This is a genomic window from Stenotrophomonas maltophilia (assembly GCF_023518235.1).
GTDB lineage: Bacteria > Pseudomonadota > Gammaproteobacteria > Xanthomonadales > Xanthomonadaceae > Stenotrophomonas.
Window position 1 is genome coordinate 1,249,374 of record NZ_CP090423.1, and the last position, 24,894, is coordinate 1,274,267.

18 protein-coding genes and 1 pseudogene are annotated in these 24,894 nt (G+C 66.9%); 11 read left to right on the top strand and 8 right to left on the bottom strand.

The features are described from left to right. Nucleotides 1–26 precede the first annotated feature (26 nt). The 10 genes and pseudogenes from LZ605_RS05940 (at nt 27) to LZ605_RS05985 (ending at nt 14,805) form a co-directional block, all read left to right on the top strand. Nucleotides 27–2,006, top strand: a complete 1,980-nt coding sequence (locus LZ605_RS05940; protein ID WP_249844091.1) for a chemotaxis protein CheA — start codon at nt 27–29, stop codon at nt 2,004–2,006. Nucleotides 2,007–2,399: 393 nt separating this feature from the next. Continuing rightward, the gene (locus LZ605_RS05945) at nt 2,400–4,646 is read left to right on the top strand and encodes a methyl-accepting chemotaxis protein (protein ID WP_249844092.1); all 2,247 of its coding nucleotides are present in this window, start codon (nt 2,400–2,402) and stop codon (nt 4,644–4,646) included. Nucleotides 4,647–4,824: 178 nt separating this feature from the next. After that, nucleotides 4,825–5,598, top strand: a complete 774-nt coding sequence (locus LZ605_RS05950; protein ID WP_249844998.1) for a flagellar brake protein — start codon at nt 4,825–4,827, stop codon at nt 5,596–5,598. A 145-nt stretch (nt 5,599–5,743) separates the two neighbouring features. Continuing rightward, nucleotides 5,744–6,235: a chemotaxis protein CheW gene (locus LZ605_RS05955; protein ID WP_249844093.1), complete on the top strand. Its 492-nt coding sequence runs from the start codon at nt 5,744–5,746 to the stop codon at nt 6,233–6,235. Nucleotides 6,236–6,371: 136 nt separating this feature from the next. Further along, nucleotides 6,372–6,755, top strand: a complete 384-nt coding sequence (locus LZ605_RS05960) for a hypothetical protein (RefSeq protein ID WP_107233273.1) — start codon at nt 6,372–6,374, stop codon at nt 6,753–6,755. Between the two features lie 101 nt (nt 6,756–6,856). Further along, a pseudogene (locus LZ605_RS05965) lies at nt 6,857–9,071 on the top strand (methyl-accepting chemotaxis protein); the annotation flags it as partial. An 893-nt stretch (nt 9,072–9,964) separates the two neighbouring features. After that, nucleotides 9,965–12,235: a methyl-accepting chemotaxis protein gene (locus LZ605_RS05970; protein ID WP_249844095.1), complete on the top strand. Its 2,271-nt coding sequence runs from the start codon at nt 9,965–9,967 to the stop codon at nt 12,233–12,235. Between the two features lie 37 nt (nt 12,236–12,272). After that, complete coding sequence (locus LZ605_RS05975; protein WP_249844096.1) at nt 12,273–13,142, top strand: CheR family methyltransferase; 870 nt, start codon at nt 12,273–12,275, stop codon at nt 13,140–13,142. Beyond that, nucleotides 13,139–13,735 carry a chemoreceptor glutamine deamidase CheD gene (gene cheD / locus LZ605_RS05980; RefSeq protein ID WP_014037083.1) on the top strand — a complete coding sequence of 199 codons (597 nt, stop codon included), beginning with the start codon at nt 13,139–13,141 and terminating at the stop codon, nt 13,733–13,735. Before LZ605_RS05975 ends, cheD begins: the two co-directional genes overlap by 4 nt. Next, the gene (locus tag LZ605_RS05985; RefSeq protein WP_249844097.1) at nt 13,732–14,805 is read left to right on the top strand and encodes a protein-glutamate methylesterase/protein-glutamine glutaminase; all 1,074 of its coding nucleotides are present in this window, start codon (nt 13,732–13,734) and stop codon (nt 14,803–14,805) included. Before cheD ends, LZ605_RS05985 begins: the two co-directional genes overlap by 4 nt. A gap of 219 nt (nt 14,806–15,024) precedes the next feature. Here the strand turns inward: LZ605_RS05985 and acnB are convergent, their stop codons facing one another. The 8 genes from acnB to LZ605_RS06025 form a co-directional block, all read right to left on the bottom strand. Beyond that, nucleotides 15,025–17,616, bottom strand: a complete 2,592-nt coding sequence (acnB, locus tag LZ605_RS05990; RefSeq protein ID WP_249844098.1) for a bifunctional aconitate hydratase 2/2-methylisocitrate dehydratase — start codon at nt 17,614–17,616, stop codon at nt 15,025–15,027. Between the two features lie 43 nt (nt 17,617–17,659). Further along, complete coding sequence (locus LZ605_RS05995) at nt 17,660–18,058, bottom strand: type II toxin-antitoxin system VapC family toxin (RefSeq protein WP_008267153.1); 399 nt, start codon at nt 18,056–18,058, stop codon at nt 17,660–17,662. 6 nt (nt 18,059–18,064) lie between these two features. Continuing rightward, nucleotides 18,065–18,289 carry an AbrB/MazE/SpoVT family DNA-binding domain-containing protein gene (locus LZ605_RS06000; protein ID WP_249844099.1) on the bottom strand — a complete coding sequence of 75 codons (225 nt, stop codon included), beginning with the start codon at nt 18,287–18,289 and terminating at the stop codon, nt 18,065–18,067. A 65-nt stretch (nt 18,290–18,354) separates the two neighbouring features. Continuing rightward, nucleotides 18,355–19,779 carry an OprO/OprP family phosphate-selective porin gene (locus LZ605_RS06005; RefSeq protein WP_249844100.1) on the bottom strand — a complete coding sequence of 475 codons (1,425 nt, stop codon included), beginning with the start codon at nt 19,777–19,779 and terminating at the stop codon, nt 18,355–18,357. Between the two features lie 134 nt (nt 19,780–19,913). Further along, nucleotides 19,914–20,690, bottom strand: coding sequence for an ABC transporter permease (locus LZ605_RS06010; RefSeq protein WP_249844101.1), 777 nt, complete (start codon nt 20,688–20,690; stop codon nt 19,914–19,916). Next, nucleotides 20,674–21,507, bottom strand: a complete 834-nt coding sequence (locus LZ605_RS06015) for an ABC transporter ATP-binding protein (protein WP_249844102.1) — start codon at nt 21,505–21,507, stop codon at nt 20,674–20,676. The genes LZ605_RS06010 and LZ605_RS06015 overlap by 17 nt, the downstream gene beginning before the upstream one ends. 14 nt (nt 21,508–21,521) lie before the next feature. Then, entirely contained in the window at nt 21,522–22,577 is a 1,056-nt protein-coding gene (locus LZ605_RS06020; RefSeq protein ID WP_249844103.1) for an ABC transporter substrate-binding protein, read from the bottom strand. A gap of 77 nt (nt 22,578–22,654) precedes the next feature. Then, on the bottom strand, nt 22,655–23,776 hold the full coding sequence (locus tag LZ605_RS06025) for a 4-oxalomesaconate tautomerase (protein WP_249844104.1): 1,122 nt from the start codon (nt 23,774–23,776) through the stop codon (nt 22,655–22,657). Between the two features lie 109 nt (nt 23,777–23,885). On the opposite strand from LZ605_RS06025, the gene LZ605_RS06030 reads away from it, so the two are divergent. Further along, nucleotides 23,886–24,788: a LysR family transcriptional regulator gene (locus LZ605_RS06030; RefSeq protein WP_049455867.1), complete on the top strand. Its 903-nt coding sequence runs from the start codon at nt 23,886–23,888 to the stop codon at nt 24,786–24,788. Nucleotides 24,789–24,894: the final 106 nt, after the last annotated feature.

Sequence of the window (24,894 nt, forward strand, 5' to 3'; positions counted from 1 at the left end):
CTCTTCGCTTCCGGACCACCACTGCCATGAGCATGGACCTGCAACGCTTCCACGCCACCTTCTTCGAGGAGAGCCGCGAAGGCCTCGACGCGATGGAGGCTGGCCTGCTGGCCCTGGAATCGGGGCAGCAGGACGCGGAGATCATCAATTCGGTGTTCCGCGCCGCCCACTCGATCAAGGGCGGCGCCGGCACCTTCGGCTTCGACGCCATCGCCAGCCTGACCCACGTACTGGAAACGCTGCTCGATGAGCTGCGCGCCGGCAAGCGTGCGCTGGAAGGCCACGCCGTCGACGCCATGCTGTCCTCGGTGGACGTGCTGCGCGCCCTGCTGCGCGAAGCAGAGCATGGCCAGGCCGCCGACCCTGCCGCAGTGGCTGCGGTGAAGGCACGCCTGGAAGCGGTGCTGTCCGGTCAGGCCGCGGCAAGCGCCCCCGCGCCGGCAGCGGCCAAGGTCGACGACACGCCGGAAGCCTGGCAGATCGGCTTCACCCCGGCACCTTCGCTGTTCATGAGCGGCAACGACCCGCTGCGCATCATCCGCGAACTGGAACACCTCGGTTCGCTGCAGGTGGCCGCGCGCATGGAGCGCCTGCCGGGCTTCGCCCAGCTCGACCCGCTTGAAGCGCACCTGGCCTGGGACCTGGGTCTGGTCGGAAAGGTGCCGCGCAGCAAGATCGAAGACACCTTTGCCTGGGTGCTGGACGACTGCGAACTGGACATCCGTCCGGCCGCGCCGCCAAGCCTGGCCACCCAGGCCCCGGCAGCAACACAGATTGCCCCTTCCACCGCCTCCGCCGCCGCTCCGGCCGCCCCCGCCGGCGCCAGCCAGGAAGCGGAGACCTCGATCCGTGTAAGCGTCGACAAGGTCGATGCGCTGATCAACCTGGTCGGCGAACTGGTCATCACCCAGGCCATGCTCAAGCAGGTCTCGCATGCCCTGGATCCGGTCCACGCCGAGAGCCTGTTCGCCGGCCTGGACCAGCTCGAGCGCAATACCCGCGATCTGCAGGAAGCGGTCATCGGCGTGCGCATGCTGCCGGTTGACGCCGTGTTCCGGCGCTTCCCGCGCCTGGTCCGCGATCTGTCCAGCCGCCTCGGCAAGCAGGTGCGCCTGCGCACCGTCGGCGAAGGCACCGAGCTGGACAAGGGCCTGATCGAGAAGATTGCCGATCCGCTGGTGCACCTGGTGCGCAATTCGATCGACCACGGCCTGGAAATGCCGGACGTGCGCCGCGGCGCGGGCAAAGACGAAACCGGCACCATCACTCTGGCCGCGTCGCATCAGGGCGGCCACATCGTGATCGAGGTCAGCGACGACGGCCGCGGCCTGGATCGCAGCAAGATCCTGGCCAAGGCGCATGAACGCGGCCTGGCGGTACCGGACAACCCCACCGATTCGCAGGTCTGGGACCTGATCTTCCAACCCGGCTTCTCCACCGCCGATGCGGTCACCGATCTGTCCGGGCGCGGCGTCGGCATGGACGTGGTCCGCCGCAACATCCAGGCGCTGGGCGGCGAGGTGCAGATCGAAAGCAGCCTCGGCGCTGGCACCCGCACGCTGATCCGCCTGCCACTGACCCTGGCCATCCTCGATGGCATGACCGTGGCCGTGGCTGGCGAAACCCTGATCCTGCCGTTGGCCTATGTGCTGGAGGCGCTGCAACCGCAGCCCGAAGACATCCGCAGCATGGCCGGCGAAGGCCGCGTGCTGCGTGTACGCGGCGAGTACCTGCCGATCCTGTCGCTGACCGAGTACTACGGCTATGGCAGCCGCCACGCCAACAGCGAATCGCTGGTGGTGGTGGTCGAAGGCGATGGCCAGAAGATCGCGCTGGAAGTGGACGAACTGGTCGGCCAGCAGCAGGTGGTGGTGAAGAACATCGAGAACAACTACCGCCGCATTGGCGGCGTCTCGGGTGCCACCATCCTCGGCGATGGCCGCGTCGCCCTGATCGTCGACATCGGCGGCCTGGTGCGCTCGCTGCGGATGCCGCAGGCCGCCTGATCCTGCCTGCAGGCTGTGCAGAACCGCCGCCCTTTCGGGGCGGCGGTTTTTGTTTGCGCGCGCTCCGGCGATGGCGGCGGCGATGGGGTCAGCACCCTTTCCGCAGGAAAGGGAACTGACCCCGACTGATGGCGCCGCGCATTCCGTGAACTCCGTCGCCGCGTTGGTTTCGCGCGCAACCACATCATTCAAGCGAAAGCCCCGCCACTGCCGCACTTTCGCGCCGTCACCCCTACGCAACCGAATGTGACCTGCGTCCATAAAGTCCGCTCAAACCGCGCCGTTATTCCGCAATGACGGCCGTCACCGAACCCCCACCGGCACCACCGTTCGCGATGCACCCCCCCAGCCGGCGCACCGCCGCCGGCACCCTGCCCACCTGGAGCACCCTGCATGAAGTGGTTCCAAGATCTGCCCATCGCCCGCAAGCTGGCCGTGGGGTTCACGCTCACCACGCTGATGACCCTCGTCCTCGGCGCCTTCGCCCTGCTGCGCCTGAGTGAAGCCAACAAGCAGCTCGGCGAGATGGCCGGCAACGATATTCCGTCGGTCCAGCACCTGGGCGAGGCGCGCTCGCAGCTGGGCGAGTTCCGCACCTACGAACTGGCCCAGCTGAGCATGCTCGACCAGCCGGAAAAGGTGGCCGACTACAACAAGCGCATGGACGACACCGCCAAGGCCGTGCATGACGAACTGGCGGCCTACGCGGCGCTGCCGGCGCTGGACAAGGAGCGTGAACTGTATCGTGCCGCCAGCGCGCAACTGGATCGCTACTTCGCCGCCAACAAGGCGATGCGCGAGGCCGTGACCGCCGGTGACGGCGCCCTGGCGCAGCAGATCTCTGACGAGCAGTCACGCCCGGCGCGCCGCGACCTGTTCGCTGCGATGAAGGCACTGGGCACGCACATCGCCGGGCAGATGGACGGCAAGATCGCCGACGCCAACGCCACCCATCGCAACAGCATGATCGCCATCATCGGCTGCATCGTGCTGCTTTCGCTGGTGGCCGCCGCATTGGCCACGGTCATCTCGCGTGCCGTCACCGGTCCGCTGGGCAAGGCCGTGCATGCCATCCAGGCGGTCGCCCGCGGCGACCTGAGCGTCAGCACCCAGGCCACCAGCAAGGACGAAGCCGGCAAGATGCTGGCCGCCACCGCCGAAATGACCGCCACGCTGCGGCGCTTCTCCGAGCAGACCCAGCTGATGGCGCAGATGCATGCCGGCCCGGACATCGGCCACCGCATTCCGGAAGACTTCCCGGGCGTCTATGGCCAGCTGGCCGCCGGCATCAACACCGTGATCTTCGAACACCTCGATGCGATCCGCGATGCCATCGACGTGCTCAACCAGTACGCCATCGGCAATCTCGCCCCGGATGCACGCCGCCTGCCGGGCAGCCGCGCCATCCTGCATGAATCGATGGATGCGGCCAAGGCCAGCCTGCTGGCGATCAACACCCAGATCCAGCAGCTGGCCGCAGCAGCGGCCGCAGGCGACTTCAGCCAGCGCGGTGACGCCCAGCGCTTCCAGCATGATTTCAGGCTGATGATCGAGCATCTCAACACCATGATGCAGGTGGCCGACGGCAACCTCGGCCAGCTCTCGCAGTTGCTGCAGTCCATTGCCGCAGGCGACCTGACCGCGCGCATGGAAGGCCAGTTCAACGGCGTGTTCGCGCGCATGCGTGACGATGCCAACACCACCGTCGCGCAGCTGACCCAGATCGTCGGCCAGATCCAGGCCAGCGCCTCCAGCATCACCCTGGCCGCCGGCGAAATCGCCTCCGGCAACAGCGACCTGTCGCGCCGCACCGAGCAGCAGGCCGCCAACCTGGAAGAGACCGCTGCGTCGATGGAGGAACTGACCTCCACCGTGCGCCAGAACGCCGAACACGCCCGCCAGGCCAACCAGCTCGCCATTGGCGCCCATGGCGTTGCCTCGCAGGGTGGCGATGTGGTCGGCCAGGTGGTCACCACCATGTCGGCCATTGAAGCCTCTTCGAAGAAGATCGCCGAGATCATCAGCGTCATCGACGGCATTGCCTTCCAGACCAACATCCTGGCGCTGAACGCCGCCGTGGAAGCTGCCCGTGCCGGTGAACAGGGCCGTGGCTTTGCCGTGGTTGCCAGCGAAGTGCGCACCCTCGCCCAGCGCTCGGCCGCCGCTGCCAAGGAGATCAAGGGCCTGATCGACGATTCGGTCGGCAAGGTCGCCGAGGGCTCCAGCCTGGTCCATCAGGCCGGCAGCACCATGGGCGAGATCGTTGCCTCGGTGCAGCGCGTGACCGACATCATGGCCGAGATCTCCGCCGCTTCGCAGGAACAGAGCGCCGGCATCGAGCAGGTCAACCAGACCGTGGTGCAGATGGACGAAACCACCCAGCAGAACGCTGCGCTGGTGGAGGAAGCCACCGCTGCGGCGCGCGCGATGGAAGACCAGGCCGTGCAGCTGGGTGAAGCCGTGGCACGCTTCCGGCTGGCATCGCAGGGCGTCACCGCGGCACCGGCACGACTGGCCACCGCACCGCAGCCGCGCCAGGTGGCCGCCGCCCTGCCCGCCACCAAGGCAGCACCGGCACGCCCGCTGCGCGCATCAGCGGCACCGGCACTGGCGGCCGAGGGCGACTGGCAGGAGTTCTGACCCCACACGGGGCGTGGTGGGCACTCGGGGGTCAGAACCCTTTCCCGCGGGAAAGGGCTCTGACCCCTTCTGCATGGAAAGTGATGCACTCCTCACTTCATAATCCGAGGCAGAGGCCGATATCCCCATCGAGCCTCGCGCCAACGCGTGCTGGCGCCCGCCCTTGACCCTAGATTCCATGTCCGACGGCAACGACACTGCAGTGCATGAAGTCCTTGCGGCCGACGCCGCTGACGAACGATTCCTGGTTCGCAATCCGCGTCAGCTGCGCCAGCTGCTGCGCTCGCTGATCGACCAGCGTTCGCTGATCAACGCGCATATTGACGGCCGCGACCGCTCGTTTCCTACCGCATTGCTCGATCTGGACGAGGATGAGGACGTTCTGCTGCTCGATGGCAGCCCGCAGGAAGCGTCCAACCGCGCGGCCGAACAGTCCGACCACCTGTTGTGCTTCGCCCAGCTGGAACGCGTGCTGGTCCGGTTCCGCCTGCACCAGCTGCAGCGTGTGGACAACGATGGCCACGTCGCCTTCCGTGCCCCGCTGCCGGACGAACTGGTGCACCTGCAACGCCGCGAGCTGTACCGGCTGGAGACCCCGGTGACCGACTCGCCGCAGCTGCTGCTGCCGCCTGGCGAGGCCCGCGCCGAAGCCCTGTCGATGCGCGTGGTGGACATCAGTGGCGGCGGTCTGGCGGTGGTCGTGCCCAATGACTGCGCGGTGTTCGGCCTGCAGAAGCGTTACCCGGCCCGGCTTTCGCTGCCTGACGGTCCGGATCTGGACATCGAGCTGGTGGTCTGCAACCTGTTGCCACAGCGCCAGCCCAATGGCATCGAGGTCAAACGCGTGGGCATGCGCTTTGACAGCCTGCCACGCGGCGCGGACAGCGCCATCCAGCGCTACATCTTCCGCATCGACCGCCAGCGCAAGGCACGCCGCAACGGCGAGCTCTGAGGCCCGTCCAACGGGTATGCCGGCCAGCGGCCGGCACTACCGGATCCACGCCATGCGTGGATGCTTCCCCGGCAGCTAAAGTCCCCTCCCACGGGGCCGATATCGAGCCTGACACCGGGACTTCCGGCAGAACCAGGACCCCTCGATGAACGACAAGACCAGCTCCACCGCCAGCGCCGGTGGCGAATTCCTCAGCTTCACCCTCGGTGCCGAGCACTACGGCGTGGATATCCTCAAGGTGCAGGAAATCCGCGGCTACGATGCGGTGACCCGTGTGCCGGACGCACCGGACTACATCAAGGGCGTGATCAACCTGCGCGGCACCATCGTGCCGGTCATCGACCTGCGCCTGAAGCTGCGCCTGGACGATGCGCGCTACGACGCCTTCACCGTGATGATCGTGCTGAACGTGGAAGACCGCGTGGTCGGCATCGTCGTGGACAGCGTCTCCGACGTGATCCCGCTGTCGGCCGAGCAGATCCGTCCGACCCCGGAGTTCGGCGCCGCGGTCGATACCCGCTTCATTTCCGGCATCGGCACCCATGACGACCGCATGCTGATCCTGCTGGACATCGAGACCCTGCTCGACAGCGCCGACATGGGCCAGCCCAGCGCCGCGGAAGACGTCGCCGCCTGAGCAAACGGAACTGCTTCACGTTCTGGTCACAAAACCCTTCAGTTCCCTGCGGCCGTGCCGATAGGGGGACAGAAGCCGGCCGCGCAGGAGCGCGCAGGACCGGCCCGACCGTTACCATCCCCGGAGATACCCCTCGATGAAGTCCCTGCTTGCGTTCGTCTCGGCTGCTGTCCTGGCCACCACCGCCGCCTCCGCTTTCGCCCAGTCGGCCGACATGATCCCGCCGGAAATGGCACCGCGTTCGGTCGGCAAGGACGGCATGGTCTGCGGCAAGGTTGAAAAGGCCCGCTACGCAGAAGGTTCCGAAGGCCAGCCGACCTTCCTGTACATGGGCGGCGCCTTCCCGCGCCATACCTTCTCGGCGCGCATCGCCGGCGAAAACCGCGGCAAGTTCTCCTTCCCGCTGGAAACCCTGGAAGGCAAGACCGTCTGCGTGATCGGCAAGATCCAGCGCGACGCTTCGCGCGCGGAAATCGAAGTCAGCTCGCCGTCGGGCCTGAAGCTGGCCAACATCAAGTAATCCGCTGTCCGTCGAGCCACGCCGGACCTGGTGCCGGCGTGGTTTCTGCTGCAACCGGGCCCGATGCCCGGACGCGTCTGCCTTAGGAGCTCGCAACGCCCATGCCGTGGATCAACAACCTGAAACTGATGCCGAAGCTGATGCTGACCTTCGGCGTCATCCTGCTGGTGATGCTGCTGCAGGGCATCGTCGCCTATCGTGGCCTGCATTCGCTGAACAACGTCACCACCGAACTGGCCGGTTCACGCATGGAAAGCATCCGCATGGCCGGCGAGATGCGCGGCATGCTGGGTGAATACCGCAATGCCGCCTACCAGCAGCTGATCCGCGCCAGCGACGACGTCAAGTCCGACGCCCGCAAGCAGGCCACCGACCTGCGCACCAGCATGGACACCTCGATCAAGGACTATCCGAAGCTGGTCGACAACGCGCAGCAGAAGAAGCTGTTCGACACCTTCGCCAAGGAATGGAAGGACGCCCTGGCCTCCTATGACAGCGTCACCGAGATGCTGGAACTGGACCTGCCGGACGATGCCATCGACACCTTCGTCGGCGAAACCCGCACCAAGCACCGCAAGGCTGCCTCCGCGCTGGAAGCGCTGATCGCCGAAGACAACCGCCTCGCCCGCGCCTCGCGCGATGAAGCGGCCACCACCTATTCCGCCTCGGCCGTGCTGACCGTGATCGCCCTGCTGGGCGGCGCCGCGCTCGGCCTGGTGCTGGTCTGGTTGTTCGCCCGTGCCCTGGTCGGCAGCGTGCGTGGCGCCGTCTCGGTGGCCAACGACGTGGCCGGTGGCAAGCTCGATGGCCACATCGATGTCAGCCGCCAGGACGAAGTGGGCGAACTGATGCAGTCCATGCAGCGCATGCAGCGCGACCTGCGTGAACGCATCGAGACCGACCAGGCCATCGCCCGCGAGAACCTGCGCATCCGCACCGCGCTGGACTACAGCTCCACCGGCGTGTACCTGACCGACACCAGCAACACCATCGTCTACACCAACCGCGCCCTGCAGCAGACCCTGAGCCAGTACCAGGATGACGTGCGCCGCGACCTGCCCGACTTCGACGCCCAGGCCTCGCTGATCGGCAAGCCGGTCACCGTGCTCGAGCACCGTGGCGAGATGGACCAGACCCTGCTCGGCAACCTGAAGGCGCATGGCGTGGCGCGCCGCCCGATGCAGTATGGCGATGCCCAGTTCGCGCAGGTGGTGTCGACCATCCGCAACGAAGGCGGTGACACCGTCGGCTACGTGGTGGAATGGCGCGACCGCACCCAGGAAGCGCAGGTCGAGGCCGAAGTGGCCCGCGTGATCGCCCAGGCCGCCGCCGGCGACCTGTCCGGCCGCATCGATGCCAGCGACAAGGAAGGCTTCTTCCTGCAGCTGGCCCAGCAGATCAACGGCCTGCTCGACGCCAACGCCGGCAGCATCGAACAGATTTCCGGCCTGCTCGCCGCGCTGTCGCAGGGTGACCTGACCGTGCGCATGCACGGCGATTACCAGGGCGTGTTCGCCCGCATGCGTGACGATGCCAACGCCACCGCCGCGCAGCTCAGCGAGATCGTCACCCGCATCAAGCAGTCCAGCCGTGCGATCAGCTCGGCCGCCGGCGAAATCGCCTCCGGCAACAGCGACCTGTCGCGCCGCACCGAGCAGCAGGCTGCCAACCTGGAAGAGACCGCTGCGTCGATGGAGGAACTGACCTCCACCGTGCGCCAGAACGCCGAGCACGCCCGCCAGGCCAACCAGCTCGCCATCGGCGCGCACGGTGTCGCCTCGCAGGGCGGCGAGGTGGTCGGCCAGGTGGTTACCACCATGTCGGCCATCCAGGCCTCGTCGAAGAAGATCGCCGAGATCATCTCGGTCATCGACGGCATCGCCTTCCAGACCAACATCCTGGCGCTGAACGCCGCGGTGGAAGCCGCCCGTGCCGGTGAACAGGGCCGCGGCTTTGCCGTGGTTGCCAGCGAAGTGCGCACCCTCGCCCAGCGCTCGGCGGCCGCTGCCAAGGAGATCAAGGGCCTGATCGACGATTCGGTCGGCAAGGTCAATGACGGCTCGGCGCTGGTGCACAAGGCGGGCGCGACCATGGGCGAGATCGTTGCCTCGGTGCAGCGCGTGACCGACATCATGGCCGAGATCTCCGCCGCTTCGCAGGAACAGAGCGCCGGCATCGAGCAGGTCAACCAGACCGTGGTGCAGATGGACGAAACCACCCAGCAGAACGCTGCGCTGGTGGAAGAAGCCACCGCCGCCGCGCGTGCGATGGAAGAACAGGCCGGCCACCTCAGCGAGGCCGTGTCGATCTTCGTGGTGGACGAAGCCGAGGCGGTGGTTGCCCCGCCGCGCGCCGTCGCCCCGGCTGCGCGTGCCGCCACACCGGCAGCCCCGGCCCCGGTCGCACCGCCGGCCCGGCGCACGGCGGGCGGTCGCCCGATGGCCACCGAACTGGCCGACGGAGACTGGCAGGAGTTCTGATGCCTGCCTGACCTGACGCACGAGAACGCCCTGGCCCTGCGCTGGGGCGTTTTCGTTTTCGGGGTATCCGGATATCCAGCCAACGGCGAAGCCCTTCGGGGTGGTCGCGAGCAGCGCTGGGCTGCGGGGGGTAGGCCGGGAGGGTGGGTTGCGCAGGGCACGCCGTGAATACGTCCCTGTAGGCTCGGGCGCGCCATCCATGGCGCTTACGCCCCTGCGCAACCCACCCTCCCGGCCACGGACAGTTTCCGTGCGCGTCCACCCCGGATTGAAGAAGGAAGAGCAACAGCAACAGCTGCATCGCTTCCGGGGTCAGATCCGTTTTCCGCAGGAAAACGGATCTGACCCCTCTTTCCACCTGGAAACCCAATGCTCTTGCCGTCCGACGCCGGGATGTCGAATGGGCCTGGTCAGGGTGGGTTGGCGGGGGTGTCCGCGGCATGGATGCCGCGGCCAAGCCCCCAAGTACGGGTTTACGGCGTCCCCCGCCAACCCACCCTGGCCAAGCCCTTCTCGCAACCCGTGACCGCCGAGCAACCGCTGTTGCTGTTGCTGTTGCTTCAAAAGCCTGCCGCAGGCAGCGCCGCAGCCGCCGCTGCAAGGAAACCTGAATACGTTCGGACAACGCACCTCAATCCCCCGCCCGCGCGGCCGATAACGGGGTTGTCACCGTGTGTCCTGCCGTGACCGGCTCGGCGCCGCCCGCCTGCTTCAACCTGGTCCTGCTCGATGAATCTCCTGCATCGCTGGCAACACTACTTCAGCAACCTCTCCGTCCGGCGCAAGCTCAACCTGCTGACGCTGCTCATCGCGCTCGGCGTGATCGCGCTGTCGGTGATCGCCGCCCGCATGCAGTACCTGGACCTCACCGAGACCCGCAAGACCGCGCTGAAGACCCAGGTCGAACTCAGCTACGGCATCCTGCAGCACTACCACCGTCTGGCCACCACCGGCGAGCTCAGCGAAGACGCCGCCAAGGCGGCGGCATTGCAGGCACTGGAAGTGATGCGCGCCGACAATGATGCGTACTACTTCAACCTCTACGACACCGGCTACCGCCTGCTGATGCATCCGTTCCGCAAGGACCTGGTCGGCAAGGACATGAAGGACTTCCGCACCGACGATGGCGTGCGCATCTACTACGACCAGGTGGAAGCGGCCAAGGCCGGCGGCGGCTTCGTCAGTTACCGCTGGGCCAAGCCGGGCAGCAAGGGAGAGGTCGAGAAGGTCGCCTACGCCGGCCTGTTCGCGCCCTGGAACTGGGTGGTCAGCAGCGGCGTCTACCTGGACGACGTGCAGAAGCAGGCGCTGGTGTTCACCGCCATCATGGCCGTCGCCGGCGGCGTGCTGGTGTTGATCGTGCTGGCGCTGAGCTGGGTCATCGGCAATCGCATCGCGCGCCCGCTGAAGCAGGCCACCGCCGTCGCCGAAGGCATCGCCCGTGGCAAGCTGGACAGCCACATCGGCCCGCAGCCGCACGACGAGCCGGGCCGCCTGCTGGAGGCCATGTCGGGCATGCAGCAGCAGTTGCACGCGGTCATCAACGGCCAGCGTGAGATGGCCCGTCGGCACGAGAGTGGCGAGTTGAGCTACCGCATCGACGCGCGCGCCTTCCCAGGTGAGTATGGCCTGATGGTGCAGGAGACCAACGCCCTGGTCGGCAGCCACGTGCAGACCCTGCACGATGTGCTGGACGTGGTGCAGCAATACGCCGTCGGCGACCTCAGCCGCGACATCGCGCGCTATCCGGGCGAGAAGGCGGCGATGACCACCACCGTCGATACGGTCAAGGCCAACCTCGGCCGCATCAACGCCGAGATCAAGCAGCTGGCCAGTGCCGCTGCCGAAGGCGATTTCAGCCGCCGAGGCGATGCGCAGCGCTTCGATCACGATTTCCGCCTCATGCTGGAAAACCTCAACGCGATGATGGCGGTCAGCGATGACAACCTCGGCAAGCTCTCGCAGCTGCTGTCGGCCATCGCCGAGGGCGACCTGACTGCACGCATGCACGGTGACTACCAGGGCGTGTTTGCGCGCATGCGTGACGACGCCAACGCCACCGTCGCGCAGCTGACCCAGATCGTCGGCCAGATCCAGGCCAGCGCCTCCAGCATCACCCTGGCCGCCGGCGAAATCGCCTCCGGCAACAGCGACCTGTCGCGCCGCACCGAGCAGCAGGCCGCCAACCTGGAAGAGACCGCTGCGTCGATGGAGGAACTGACCTCCACCGTGCGCCAGAACGCCGAACACGCCCGCCAGGCCAACCAGCTCGCCATCGGCGCCCATGGCGTTGCCTCGCAGGGTGGCGAGGTGGTCGGCCAGGTGGTCACCACCATGTCGGCCATTGAAGCCTCTTCGAAGAAGATCGCCGAGATCATCAGCGTCATCGACGGCATCGCCTTCCAGACCAACATCCTGGCGCTGAACGCCGCCGTGGAAGCTGCGCGTGCCGGTGAACAGGGCCGTGGCTTTGCCGTGGTTGCCAGCGAAGTGCGCACCCTCGCCCAGCGCTCGGCCGCCGCCGCCAAGGAGATCAAGGGCCTGATCGACGATTCGGTCGGCAAGGTCGCCGAAGGCTCCAGTCTGGTCCATCAGGCCGGCAGCACCATGGGCGAGATCGTCGCCTCGGTGCAGCGCGTGACCGACATCATGGCCGAGATCTCCGCCGCCTCGCAGGAACAGAGCGCCGGCATCGAGCAGGTCAACCAGACCGTGGTGCAGATGGACGAGACCACCCAGCAGAACGCTGCACTGGTGGAGGAAGCCACCGCTGCGGCACGCGCGATGGAAGACCAGGCTGCACAACTGGCCGACGCCGTGGCGATCTTCCGCCTCGACAACCAGGTCTCCGCTGCAGTGAAGGCGGTTGCCGCACGCGTGGAGCCACCGCGTATCACCACCGTGGCACGTCCGCAGCCGACCAGCACGCCCGCGCCGGTCCGTCGCAGCAGCAACGCCAGCACCTTCGTCGCCAGCGACAGCGACTGGCAGGAATTCTGAGACCCACCCGCGGTGGCTGCGGCCACCGCCCTCGCCGATGGACACGTCCCCCGTGCAAAGTCCTACTCCCATCGTCACCGGCCCACGCGAATTCGAGTTCGCCGACCGTGATTTCCGCCGTGTCTGCGACCTGATCTACCAGCGCGTGGGCATCGCCCTCGCCCCAGCCAAACGCGACATGGTGTATGGCCGTCTGTCGCGCCGCCTGCGCACGCTGGGCATGCGCAGCTTCCAGCAGTACCTGGATCATCTGGAACAGGACGACGGCGACGAGTGGCAGGCGTTCACCAACGCGCTGACCACCAACCTGACCTCGTTCTTCCGCGAGCCGCATCACTTCGACAAGCTGCGCGAAGAACTGCAGCAGCGCTCCAGCCGCTCGCCGCTGCTGCTGTGGTCCTGCGCGGCGTCCACCGGCGAAGAACCGTACTCGATGGCGATCACCGCCTGTGAAGCGTTCGGCACGCTGAAGCCACCGGTGCGCATCGTCGCCACCGATGTCGATACCCAGGTGCTGGCCACCGCTGGCCGTGGTGTCTACAACATCGATCGGGTCGCCAATCTCGATCCGGACCTGCGTCGACGCTACTTCCAGCGCGGCAGCGGCCCCAACGAAGGCCAGTGCCGGGTACTGCCGGCGCTGCGCGAACTGATCGAATTCCGTCCGTTGAACCTGCTCGCTCCGCGCTACGACGTCGGCGGCCCGTTCGACGCGCTGTTCTGCCGCAACGTGATGATCTACTTCGACAAGCCGACCCAGCGCGCCATCCTCGGACGGCTGGTGCAGCACCTGGCTGAAGACGGCCTGCTCTACACCGGCCACTCGGAGAACTACCTGCACGCCGCCGACCTGATCCAGCCCTGCGGACGCACCTTGTATCGCCGTGCTGCGAGGGCCGGCGCATGAACGCCTCGCTGCGTACCGACGATGTGATGCGCTACCAGGACGCGCGTTTCCAGACCATCGCCGCCAAACTGCTGCCGACCCAGTACCTGGTGGTCGATGACACCACCGCGCTGACCACCACGCTGGGTTCCTGCGTGGCCGCCTGCCTGCGCGACCCGGTGCTGAAGATCGGCGGCATGAACCACTTCCTGCTGCCCGAAGGCAATGCCGGCGATGGCGCACCGGCGCGCTATGGCAGCTATGCGATGGAGCTGCTGATCAACGACATGCTCAAGCGCGGCGCGCACCGCAAGCGCATCGAAGCCAAGGTGTTCGGCGGCGCCAACGTGCTCAAGGGCTTCACCAGCAACCCGGTCGGCACACGCAACGCCGAGTTCGTGCGCCAGTACCTGCAGGCCGAGCACATCCCGATCATCGCCGAGGACCTGTGCGGCATCCATCCGCGCAAGATCTGGTTCTTCGCCGATACCGGCCGCGTGGTGGTGCAGCGCTTGCCGCATGCCCATGAGGCCGAAGTGGCCGCCACCGAATCGGCGGTACGTGCACGCCTGTCCAAGGCCCCGGTCACCGGCGGCGTGGAGTTGTTCGAATGACCCTGACCGGCAACGCCCCCTGCCGGGTCCTGATCGTCGACGACTCCGCCGTCGTGCGCCAGATGCTCACCGAGATCCTGTCCAGCGATCCGACCATCGACGTGGTCGGTACCGCCGCCGACCCGTTGCTGGCGCGCGAGAAGATCAAGCGCCTGGCACCGGACGTGATCACCCTGGACGTGGAAATGCCGCGCATGGACGGGCTGGCGTTCCTGGAAAACCTGATGCGCCTGCATCCCCTGCCAGTGGTGATGATCTCCTCGCTGACCGAGCGTGGCGCCGACACCACGCTGCAGGCGCTGGCGCTGGGCGCGGTGGATTTCGTATCCAAGCCCAAGCTTGATGTGGCGCGCGGCCTGCAGGGCTACGCCGATGAGATCATCGCCAAGGTGAAGATGGCGGCGCGCTCGCGGGTGCGCCCGCTGATGCGCAGCAGCGCACCGAAGCTCACGCTAGAAGCCGCCCCGGCAATGCGTCCGGCCGCACCGCAGTTCCGTACCACCGACCGCCTGATTGCAATCGGCTCCTCGGCCGGTGGCACCGAAGCCCTGCGCGTGGTGCTGGAAGGCATGCCAGCCGATGCGCCAGCGGTGGTGATGACCCAGCACCTGCCCGCCAGCTTCAGCACGGCCTTTGCCGAGCGCCTGGACCGCCACTCGGCGATGGCCGTGCGCGAAGCCAGTGACGGCGAAGCGGTGCTGCCCGGCCACGCCTACCTGCCGCCGGGTGGCAAGCACCTGCGCATCATCCGCGACGGTGCACGCTGGCGCTGCCGGGTCGACGACGGCCCGGCGGTGAACCGGCACAAGCCTGCGGTGGACGTGCTGTTCCGTTCAGTCGCGCAGAGCGCCGGCGGCAATGCGATCGGCGCCATCCTCACCGGCATGGGTGACGACGGCGCACGCGGCCTGCTGGAAATGCGCCAGGCTGGCGCGCCGACCCTGGTGCAGGACGAGGCCACCAGCGTGGTCTGGGGCATGCCCGGCGCCGCGTTCAAGCTGGGTGCGGCCCAGGAGCAGGTGCCGCTGGAGCGCATTGCCGAACGCCTGCTCGCCCTCGCCCGCGGCTGATGGGACCGTTGTAGAGTCGAGCCACGCTCGACTCATCACGCATCGCGCGAACAGCAGCCGAGCGTAGGCTCGGCTCTACAGGCCATCACGCAGCAGAATATCCCCGGCTCTCACGGGGGTTGCTCGTTTCAACGCGCTGCCGGCCAGCGGCCGGCACTACCGCGCATCGTCGTCCCACAAAAAACCCCCGGCGCGAGCCGGGGGTTTTTCGTTACCGCATCAGGCAGCGACCGTCTTGGCCACGTCCTGGTACTCCTCGATCTGGTCGAAGTTCATGTAGCGGTAGATCTCGGCGCCGCTGGCAGCGATCACGCCGATATCGGCCATGTACTCTTCCTTGGTCGGGATGCGGCCCAGACGCGAGCAGATCGCGGCCAGTTCGGCCGAACCCAGGTACACATTGGTGTTGCGGCCCAGACGGTTCGGGAAGTTGCGGGTCGAGGTCGACATCGCAGTGGAGCCTTCGCGGATCTGCGCCTGGTTGCCCATGCACAGCGAGCAGCCCGGCATTTCCATGCGTGCACCGGTAGCGCCGAAGGTGCCGTACACGCCTTCCTTGGTCAGCTCCGAAGCATCCATCTTGGTCGGCGGGGCCACCCACAGGCGGGTCGGCAGGTCACGCTTGCCGTCCAGCAGCTTGGCCGCGGCGCGGAAGTGGCCGATGTTGGTCATGCACGAACCGATGAACACTTCGTCGATCTTGGCGCCGGCCACTTCGGACAGGGTCTTCACGTCGTCCGGATCGTTCGGGCAGGCCACGATCGGCTCGTGGATGTCGGCCAGGTCGATCTCGATGACGGCAGCGTATTCGGCGTCGGCATCCGGCTCCAGCAGTTCCGGGTTGGCCAGCCACGCTTCCATCTTCTCGATACGGCGCTGCAGCGAACGCGGATCCTGGTAACCCTCGGCAATCATCCACTTCAGCAGGGTGATGTTGCTGGTCAGGTACTCGATGATCGGTTCCTTGTTCAGGCGCACCGAGCAACCGGCAGCCGAACGCTCGGCCGACGCGTCGGACAGTTCGAACGCCTGTTCGACCTTCAGTTCCGGCAGACCTTCGATTTCCAGGATACGGCCGGAGAAGATGTTCTTCTTGCCAGCCTTGGCCACGGTCAGCAGGCCCGACTTGATAGCGTACAGCGGAATGGCATTGACCAGATCACGCAGGGTCACGCCCGGCTGCATCTTGCCCTTGAAGCGCACCAGCACCGACTCCGGCATGTCCAGCGGCATCACGCCGGTAGCCGCGGCGAAGGCGACCAGGCCCGAACCAGCCGGGAACGAAATGCCGACCGGGAAACGGGTGTGCGAGTCACCACCGGTACCGACGGTGTCCGGGAGCAGCATGCGGTTGAGCCAGCTGTGGATCACGCCGTCGCCCGGGCGCAGCGAGATGCCGCCACGGGTGGAGATGAACTCCGGCAGGGTGTGGTGGGTCTTCACGTCCACCGGCTTCGGGTAGGCGGCGGTGTGGCAGAACGACTGCATCACCAGGTCGGCCGAGAAGCCCAGGCAGGCCAGGTCCTTCAGCTCGTCGCGGGTCATCGGGCCGGTGGTGTCCTGCGAGCCGACCGAGGTCATCTTCGGTTCGCAGTAGGTGCCCGGGCGCATGCCCTGGCCTTCCGGCAGGCCACAGGCGCGGCCAACCATCTTCTGCGCCAGCGAGAAGCCCTTGCCGGTGTCAGCCGGCTGCACCGGCAGGCGGAACAGGTCGGTCGGGGCCAGGCCCAGCGCTTCACGCGCCTTGCCGGTCAGGCCGCGGCCGATGATCAGCGGAATGCGGCCACCGGCACGCACTTCGTCGAACAGCACGTCGGACTTGACCTGGAACTCGGCGATCACTTCACCGTTCTTCAGCGCCTTGCCTTCGTACGGACGCAGCTCGACCACATCGCCGTGCTCCATCTTCGACACGTCCAGCTCGATCGGCAGCGCGCCGGCATCTTCCATGGTGTTGTAGAAGATCGGGGCGATCTTCGAACCCAGGCAGACGCCACCGGCGCGCTTGTTCGGGATGAACGGAATGTCATCGCCGGTCCACCACAGCACGCTGTTGGTAGCCGACTTGCGCGAGGAACCGGTGCCGACCACATCGCCGACATAGGCGACCAGGTGGCCCTTGTCCTTCAGGTCGAGGATCTGCTGGATCGGGCCGCGCTTGCCGTCTTCTTCCGGGGTGAACGGCGCGTCGTCGCGCTTGTTCTTCAGCATCGCCAGGGCGTGCATCGGGATGTCCGGGCGGGTGGTTGCGTCCGGCGCCGGGGACAGGTCGTCGGTATTGGTCTCGCCCGGCACCTTGAACACGGTGACGGTCAGGCTCTGCGGCACTTCCGGGTTGCTGGTGAACCACTCGGCATCGGCCCAGCTCTGCAGCACGGCCTGGGCGTTGGCGTTGCCGGCCTTGGCCTTTTCCTGCACATCGTGGAAGGCATCGAAGACCAGCAGGGTCTTCTTCAGGCCATTGGCGGCGATGGTGCCGACACTGGCATCGTCCAGCAGCTGCACCAGCGGGGCCACGTTGTAACCGCCGAGCATGGTGCCCAGCAGTTCGGTGGCGCGCTCGCGGCTGATCAGCGGGTTCTGCTCGCTGCCCAGCGCGATCGCGGCCAGGTACGAGGCCTTGACCTTGGCTGCGTCATCGACGCCGGCCGGCACGCGGTGGGTCAGCAGGTCGAGCAGGAACTCGGCCTCGCCCTGCGGCGGGTTCTTCAGCAGTTCGATGACATCGGCCGTCTGCTGCGCGCTCAGCGGCAGCGGCGGGATGCCAAGCGCAGCGCGCTCGGCGACGTGGTGGCGGTAGGCTTCCAACATGACAACTCCCGGGTAATGCGTAGGTTGAAAAAACAGAGTGGGCTCAGGCTTGCGGCACGATCAGCTTCAGGCCCTTGAAGTAGTCGCGGTAGAACGTGTCGTTCCAGGTGATCAGGCCATCGCACTGCAGCAGTGCGTGAGCGCCGACCATGAATTCGTCCAGGCTGCGGCGGCTGCCGCTGCGCTGGCGGTGACGGCGGTGCATCTCGCCGGCGCGCAGCGCCGACTTGGCCTCCATCGGGTTGAAGTGCACGCCCATTTCTTCCAGCGCTTCGAGCACTTCGGCGCCGCCGCGCAGCGATGCGCAGACTTCGGCCAGGGTCGCGCCGCAGACCACCACGCGGCCACCCACCAGGCTCTGGCGCAGGATGGCTTCCACCGCATCGGCCTGCGGGCCATTGCTGAGCAGTTCAACCAGCACCGGCGAATCGACGGCGATCATCACCGGTCAGTCCTCGTCGCGCACCGAACGCACGGCCGCCTCGGACGATTCGAAACCATCCAGCGCGAACTTGCCGCGCGCCCGTGAGATGGCATCGTCAACACTCTTGCGCAGGATGATGCGGCTGCCGTCCAGCTCGACCTTCAGCAGCGTGCCCTTGGTCAGGCCGAGGGCATCACGTACCGCCTTGGGCAGGGTGATCTGTCCGCGTTCTGCAACAGTGGCTTCCATCGGTAGGCCCTCTTCGGTATGCACGAATTATACATACCAAAGGGTCCATACCGCCAGTCACGTACCTAGAACGCCACCTGCAGGCGGGTATTGACCGTCGTGCCCTCGTCCCTGCCCTGCCCGCTGCCACTGCGGTTGTAGGTCTGCCAGCGGATCGCCTCGAACATCACCCGGCTGTAGTCGTTCAGGTACCAGTTCGTTCCGATCGTCCACGCGTGGCCGGTGCCGCCGGTGGGCAGCTCGCCGTAGTCCACGTCCTCATAGCGCGCCTTCAGCTCCCAGGCTCCAGCGCCGCCCTGGGTCACCGGGTCGGCCACTTTCACCTTGCCCCAGGTGCCGGCCTTGCCTGAATAGGCCGGAACGGCGCCTGCCAGGAACCAGCCCGCCGACACCGCCCAGGCCTGATGGTCCAGGTTGTAGCGGCCTCCGGCATCGACCCCGCGCAGCTTGCGCGTGCCCCATTCGCCGGTGGCCCAGGCCGGGCCAAAGAAGCCAGCCGCTTCCAGGCCATAGGCGTTGCTGCGCTTGGCGCCGGTCAGGGTGCCCGGGGCGATCCTGACCAGATCGTTGAAGTGCCCGGCGATGGCCGAACTGCGCAGCACACCGCTGGCACCGGCGGCGATCTCTTCGTGGAACGCCCATGCACCCAGATGCACGGTGGCCGCCTTGCTGGCCACCGGGTTCCAGTGCACGCGCGTGGCCCAGGTCAGGCTGTCGTTGTCGGTGCCGGCATTGTTCAGGTCATTGCCCGCCACCGACAGGCTGGCGTGCCAGGCCTTGCCGTATACGCGCTCGGTCAGGCCCACGCCGAACAGGCCGCGCTGCGGCAGCATCAGCGTGCCCACCACGTTGCGGTCCGGGAACGGCGTGTTGGACGTGCTGCTGGAGCCGTCGATGCCGCGATCGTTCAAGCGATTGCCCACGGTCAGGTCGGCCGGCAGGCCGAACAGGTGGTGGTCCACGGTGGCATAGACCGATTTCCAGGCCACCGCGTTGTCGGCGAAGTCGCCCTCCACCGCCCAGCCGAGAATGCCGTAACGACCCTCGGCTCCCAGCCGCACCGAGCGGATCTCGGTGCCGGAAATGTTGCGGTCGGCCACCGACGAGCCGTCAGTGCTCGACGCATCAACGAACAGGCGGCCACGCGGGCGGAACGCCACGTTGCCGTCAGCGCTGCTGAACTCGGGTGCGCCCTTCGACCACGACACCTTCGGTGCCTTGGACTGGCTCGATTCCAGCGCGGCCACGCGGGTTTCCAGTGCCGGCGAAGGTGCAACCGCGGCCGCAATTACGCCACTCTGTGCGCCTTCAACGGCACGCAGGCGCGCTTCAAGCTGCTGGATCTGCAGCGCCTGCTGCTGCACCAGTGCCGACAGTTCGGCCGGGCTCAACGGGGCCGGGGCAGACTGCGCTCCGGCAGGGCCGCTGGCCAACAGCAGGCCGAGCGCGACCGACAGCGCTGCGCGGGGCAGCACGGTGTGCGTGTTCATGGGCTCTCTCTCCGGCCAGCCGGCCCCCTGGCCTGGCGCTGGCCCGTTGCGGTGGTGCGGGGGAAGATCGGGGGAGGCAGCGCGCGCCGCCGGGTCAGCCCGGCGGCGCGGCATGCGGGCTCAGCGCAGCGCGGTCAGCTGGTGGCCTGTGCCTGGGCGTTGGGGCGCCAGGTGATCAGCTTGTTCTCGACCACATCCAGCAGTGCATCGATGACCAGCACGAAGGCGGCCAGGATGATGATGCCGGCAAACACACCCACGGCATTGAAGTTGCCCTCGGCCTGCGCGATCAGGTAGCCCAGGCCTGCCGAAGCACCCAGGTATTCGCCGATGATGGCGCCGACCACGGCAAAGCCCACCGAGGTACGCAGCGAGGACAGGATCCAGCTGGCGGCCGCGGGGAAGTACACGTGGCGCAGCAGGTCACTGCGGCCCGCACCGAGGATGCGCGCATTGGCCAGCACCACCGGGTTCACTTCGCGCACGCCCTGCATGGCGTTGAAGAACGTGGTGAAGAACACCAGGGTCACCGCCAGCGCCACCTTCGACCACAGGCCCAGGCCCAGCCACAGCACGAAGATCGGCGCCAGCACCACCCGCGGAATCGCGTTGAAGCCCTTGATGAAGGGGTCCAGGATGCGCGCCGAGCGGCGGCTCAGGCCGAGCCAGACGCCACCGGCCACGCCCAGGCCGGTACCGATCAGGTAGCCCAGCGCGGTTTCGGTCAGGGTGATGTAGACGTGCTGGTAGAACGAGGTATCGGACAGCCAGGTCCAGGCCTGCTGCGCGATCGCCGTCGGCGACGGGAAGAAGAACGGGTCGATCCAGCCCAGCGCGATGCCGCCCTCCCAGCCACCGAACACGGCGATGACCAGTGCGATCTGGATGAAACGGTCAGTCTTGGCGTGCATAGCTCTTCTCCACTTCGCCGCGCAGGCAGGCCCAGATGTCGCGGTACAGGTCGGTGAAACGTTCGTCCAGCTTGATCTCCGCCACGTTGCGCGGCCGTTCCAGGTCCACATCGAAGCTGCGCACGACCCGGCTTGCGGGGCCGGAAGACAGCACCACCACGCGGTCACCCAGGGCGATGGCTTCCTCCAGGTCGTGGGTGATCAGGATCACCGAGCGGCGATCCTCCTGCCATAGGCGCAGCAGCTCGTTCTGCATCAGGTGGCGGGTATGGATGTCCAGCGCCGAGAACGGCTCGTCCATCAGGATCACCTTCGGCTCGACGATCAGCGCCTGCGCCATCTGTACGCGCTTGCGCTGGCCACCGGACAGCTGGTGCGGGTAGCGGTGCTCGAAGCCGGCAAGGCCGACCTTGGCCAGCCACGCGTTGGCCTTGGCCTTGCGCTCGGCCTCGGGCACGCCACGGAAACGCAGGCCCAGCTCGACGTTCTGGTAGGCGGTCTTCCACGGCAGCAGCGCATCCTGCTGGAACAGGTAGCCGACTGACTCCTGCACGCCGTTGACCGTGCGGCCGTCGATGGCCACGTCACCGGACGAGGGCTTGAGCAGCCCTGCCACGGAATTGAGGATGGTGCTCTTGCCGCAGCCGGTGGGGCCGACGATGGCGAGGAACTCGCCGTCGCCCACCTGGATGTCGACATCGCGCACGGCGGTGAACTCGCCGAAGGACATGGTCACCTTGTTGATGGCGACCATGGTCTGTGCAGGCTCCAGCTGCGGCGCGCCGTTGAGCTGGCGCACGGTGGCATTGAGGGCCATGGGGTTACCTCCGCTTAACGTTGGGCAGCCGGCGCCGCAGCGTGGGCACGCTCGACGAAGGCATTGGTGTAGGTCCTGGACAGATCGATGTCGGCGTTGGCGACATCCTTGTTGAACTCGCGAAGCACCTTCAGCGGCGTTTCCAGATCAGCCGGGGTGAAGTGGCCGTCGGTGGTGAAGATCGCGCGGGCGTTCTCCACGGCACGGGCATAGGTGGCGCGGTCGCCGGAGACGTAGCTGTCCGGCAGCGCGGCAACGATGTCCTCGGCGCTGTTTTCGGCGATGAACTTCAGCGCCCGCTGTTCGGCGCGGGCAATCTTCTCGGCCGCCTGCGGACGCTGTTCGAGGAAGCTGCGGTTGGCGTACATCACCGAGGTGGGGTAGAGGCCGCCGTAGACCTGGCGTGCGCCTTCGTCGCTGCGCGCGTCGATGATGATCCTGCCGACCTTGCGATCGGTGATCAGCGTCGCGGCCGGATCGTAGTTGACCAGCAGGTCGATCTTGCCCTGTTCAAGCGCGGCCACCGCCGCCGCGCCGGAACCCACGCCGATCAGCGAGATGCTGTCCACAGGGATGTCGTGCTGGGCCAGGAAGTGGCGCACGAAGAAGTCGGATGACGAACCCGGGGCGGTAATGCCGATCTTCTGGCCCTTGATGGTCTGCGGGCGCGCCGGATCGAAGCTGGCATCCTCGCGACCGGCCATCACCAGGCCCGAGTTGCGTGACAGCAGCACGAAACCGACCACGTCCTTGTGCTTGGCCTGCATCTGGATAGTGTGGTCATAGAAGCCCACTGCCACATCGGTGGAATTGGCCACCAGCGCCTGCAGGACCTTGGAGCCGCCCTGGGCGAAGTTCTCGGTCTTCACCTCCAGCCCGGCATCCTTGAAATAGCCCTTTGCGTCGGCGATGAAGAACGGCAGGTTGTTGAGGTTGTAGGAACCCACGCTGATCCGCACCGGCGCATTGTCGCCGCCGGGCGCCGAGGCTCCGCTGGCATCGTGTTTGCCGCAACCGGACACGGCCAGGCTCGCCGCGCAAAGCGCGGCCATGAAGAACTGCTTGTACATCATCCCTCCCAGGAGTGAAGCATCTGCGTTGTAGTGGCCTGGCCACGCGCATCTGCGCGGCCCCGACCGGTTTCAGGTCATGCCGCTGAGGTCCATTGGCGGGCTTCGGTGGAATGGGTTTCGGCAGCGGCGGGCGAAGTCGCGAACACGCGCCCTTCGAACAGGCGGCGCGCGGTGCGGACCACGCTGGCAACGACCGGCGCGTCGTCCGAGCTGCGGCTCAGGCCCACTTCCAGCAGGCCGCTCGGATGTTCGAGGGTAATGCTGCCCGGCATCGGCAGGCATCCGACGAAAGTGTTGGCCAGGGTGCCGGGCGTGACTGCGGCGGTGGCCAGACCGACCGCGCCGGTGATGGCAAGTGCGGTGTGGCATTGGTGGGGCATGAAGTAGCGGACCTGCAGGTCGCCGCCCTGCTGCGGTGCGGAAAGTAGTACCGGCTTGGGAATCACCTTGCTGCCCGCATCGGCGATGCCCATGCGCGTACCCGCCTCGATGCGCATCGCTTCCAGCCGCGCCAGCAGCGCGTGATCCGCATTCAGTTCCGCCGGCGAGGCGTCGCCGTGGACACCCATATCGGCCGCGCGCACCATCATCATCGGCATCGCGCAGTCCACCAGGCTGACCGCCATGCCATGGATGGTTTCCTGCGCATGGCCACTGGGCAGCAGCTTGCCGGTGCGGGCACCGGCGGCGTCCAGGAAGGACAGCCGCACCGGCGAGGCCGAACCCGGCGCACCGGCGATCCGCGTATCACCGCGGTAGACCACTTCGCCGCCGGGGGTCTCCACCGTTGCCACGATCAGCTTGCCGGTGTTGACGTTGAAGATGCGCACCCGCGTCTGCGGATCCTGCGCCTGTACCAGGCCGCGTTCGATGGCATACGGGCCGACTGCGGCCAGCATGTTGCCGCAGTTGGGCGAGGTGTCCACCACCTGCTGCTCCACCCGCACCTGGGCGAACAGGTAGTCCACGTCGGCATCGTCGCGACTGGAGCGGTCGATGATCGCCACCTTGCTGGTCAGGGCGTTGCCGCCGCCAATACCGTCGATCTGCAGCGGGTGGCCCGAGCCCATCACTTCCAGCAGCAGGCGGTCGCGCCGGGCGGTGTCCGCCGGCAGGTCGGATGCCATGAAGAAGGGACCTTTGGAGGTGCCACCGCGCATGAGTACGCAGGGAATGCTGAGCAGATCGTTGGACATACGTGTGCTAGATTGATGCGTATAGGGGATGAATGCCCCCTCTGTGATTCGATACTGGCATGACCCCAATTGATCTGTGAATTGCTGATTTTTGGATGATTAATACCGAATGAGCATCAATTGCGAAATCCTCGACCTGCGCGCTTTCCTCCTCGTTGCAGAGACGCGCAGCTTCCATCGCGCTGCGGAAAGCCTGCACGTTTCACAGCCGGCGCTCAGCCGCCGAATCCAGAAGCTGGAGCAGGCGGTCGGTTCGCCCCTGCTCGAACGCACCACGCGCAGCGTCAGCACGACCGCTGTCGGCGAGAACCTGCTGCCGCTGGTACGGCGCATGCTGGAAGAATTCGACGGCTCGCTGTTCTCACTGCGCGGGCGCGAAGACACCCGCGGCGCAACGGTGACCATCGCCTGCCTGCCGACGGCGGCGTTCTACTTCCTTCCCAGCGTGATGGCACGCTTCCACGAGGCGCATCCGAACGTGCGCTTCCGCATCCTGGATATCCCGGCCACCGAAGGACTGCAGGCGGTGGAACGCGGCGAAGTGGAATTCGGCATCAACTTCATGGGCGCCAACGATCCCAACCTTGATTTCGACGTGCTGGCCGAAGACCCGTTCGTGCTGGCCTGCCGCCGCGACCATCCACTGGCCCGCAAGCGCAAGGTCGAATGGGCCGATCTGGCCCAGCACCAGCTGATCACGGTGCATCGCACCAGCGGCAACCGCACCCTGCTCGACGGCGCGCTGGCACGCGAGAACCTGAAACTGAGCTGGCACTACGAGGTGACCCACCTGTCCACGTCGCTGGGCATGGTCGAAGCCGGCATCGGTGTATCGGTGCTGCCGAAAATGGCCACACCCGATGGGGACCACCCGATCCTGGTGACCCGCCCGATCGGCAACCCGGTGGTGTCGCGCACCATCGGCATCGTGCGTCGTCGCGGCGCCCTGCTCTCGCCCACTGCCGAACGTTTCCTGCAGATGCTGATGAGCCAGTGGCGTGGCAAACCGTGACATCCGCACTACATACAGCCATGTAACCTTGCGTCCTGCGCCAAGGGCGTTCCGCCCCCTCCCTGCTCGGCCATACTGGCGGGGATCCGGCGGCCGCAACGCCACC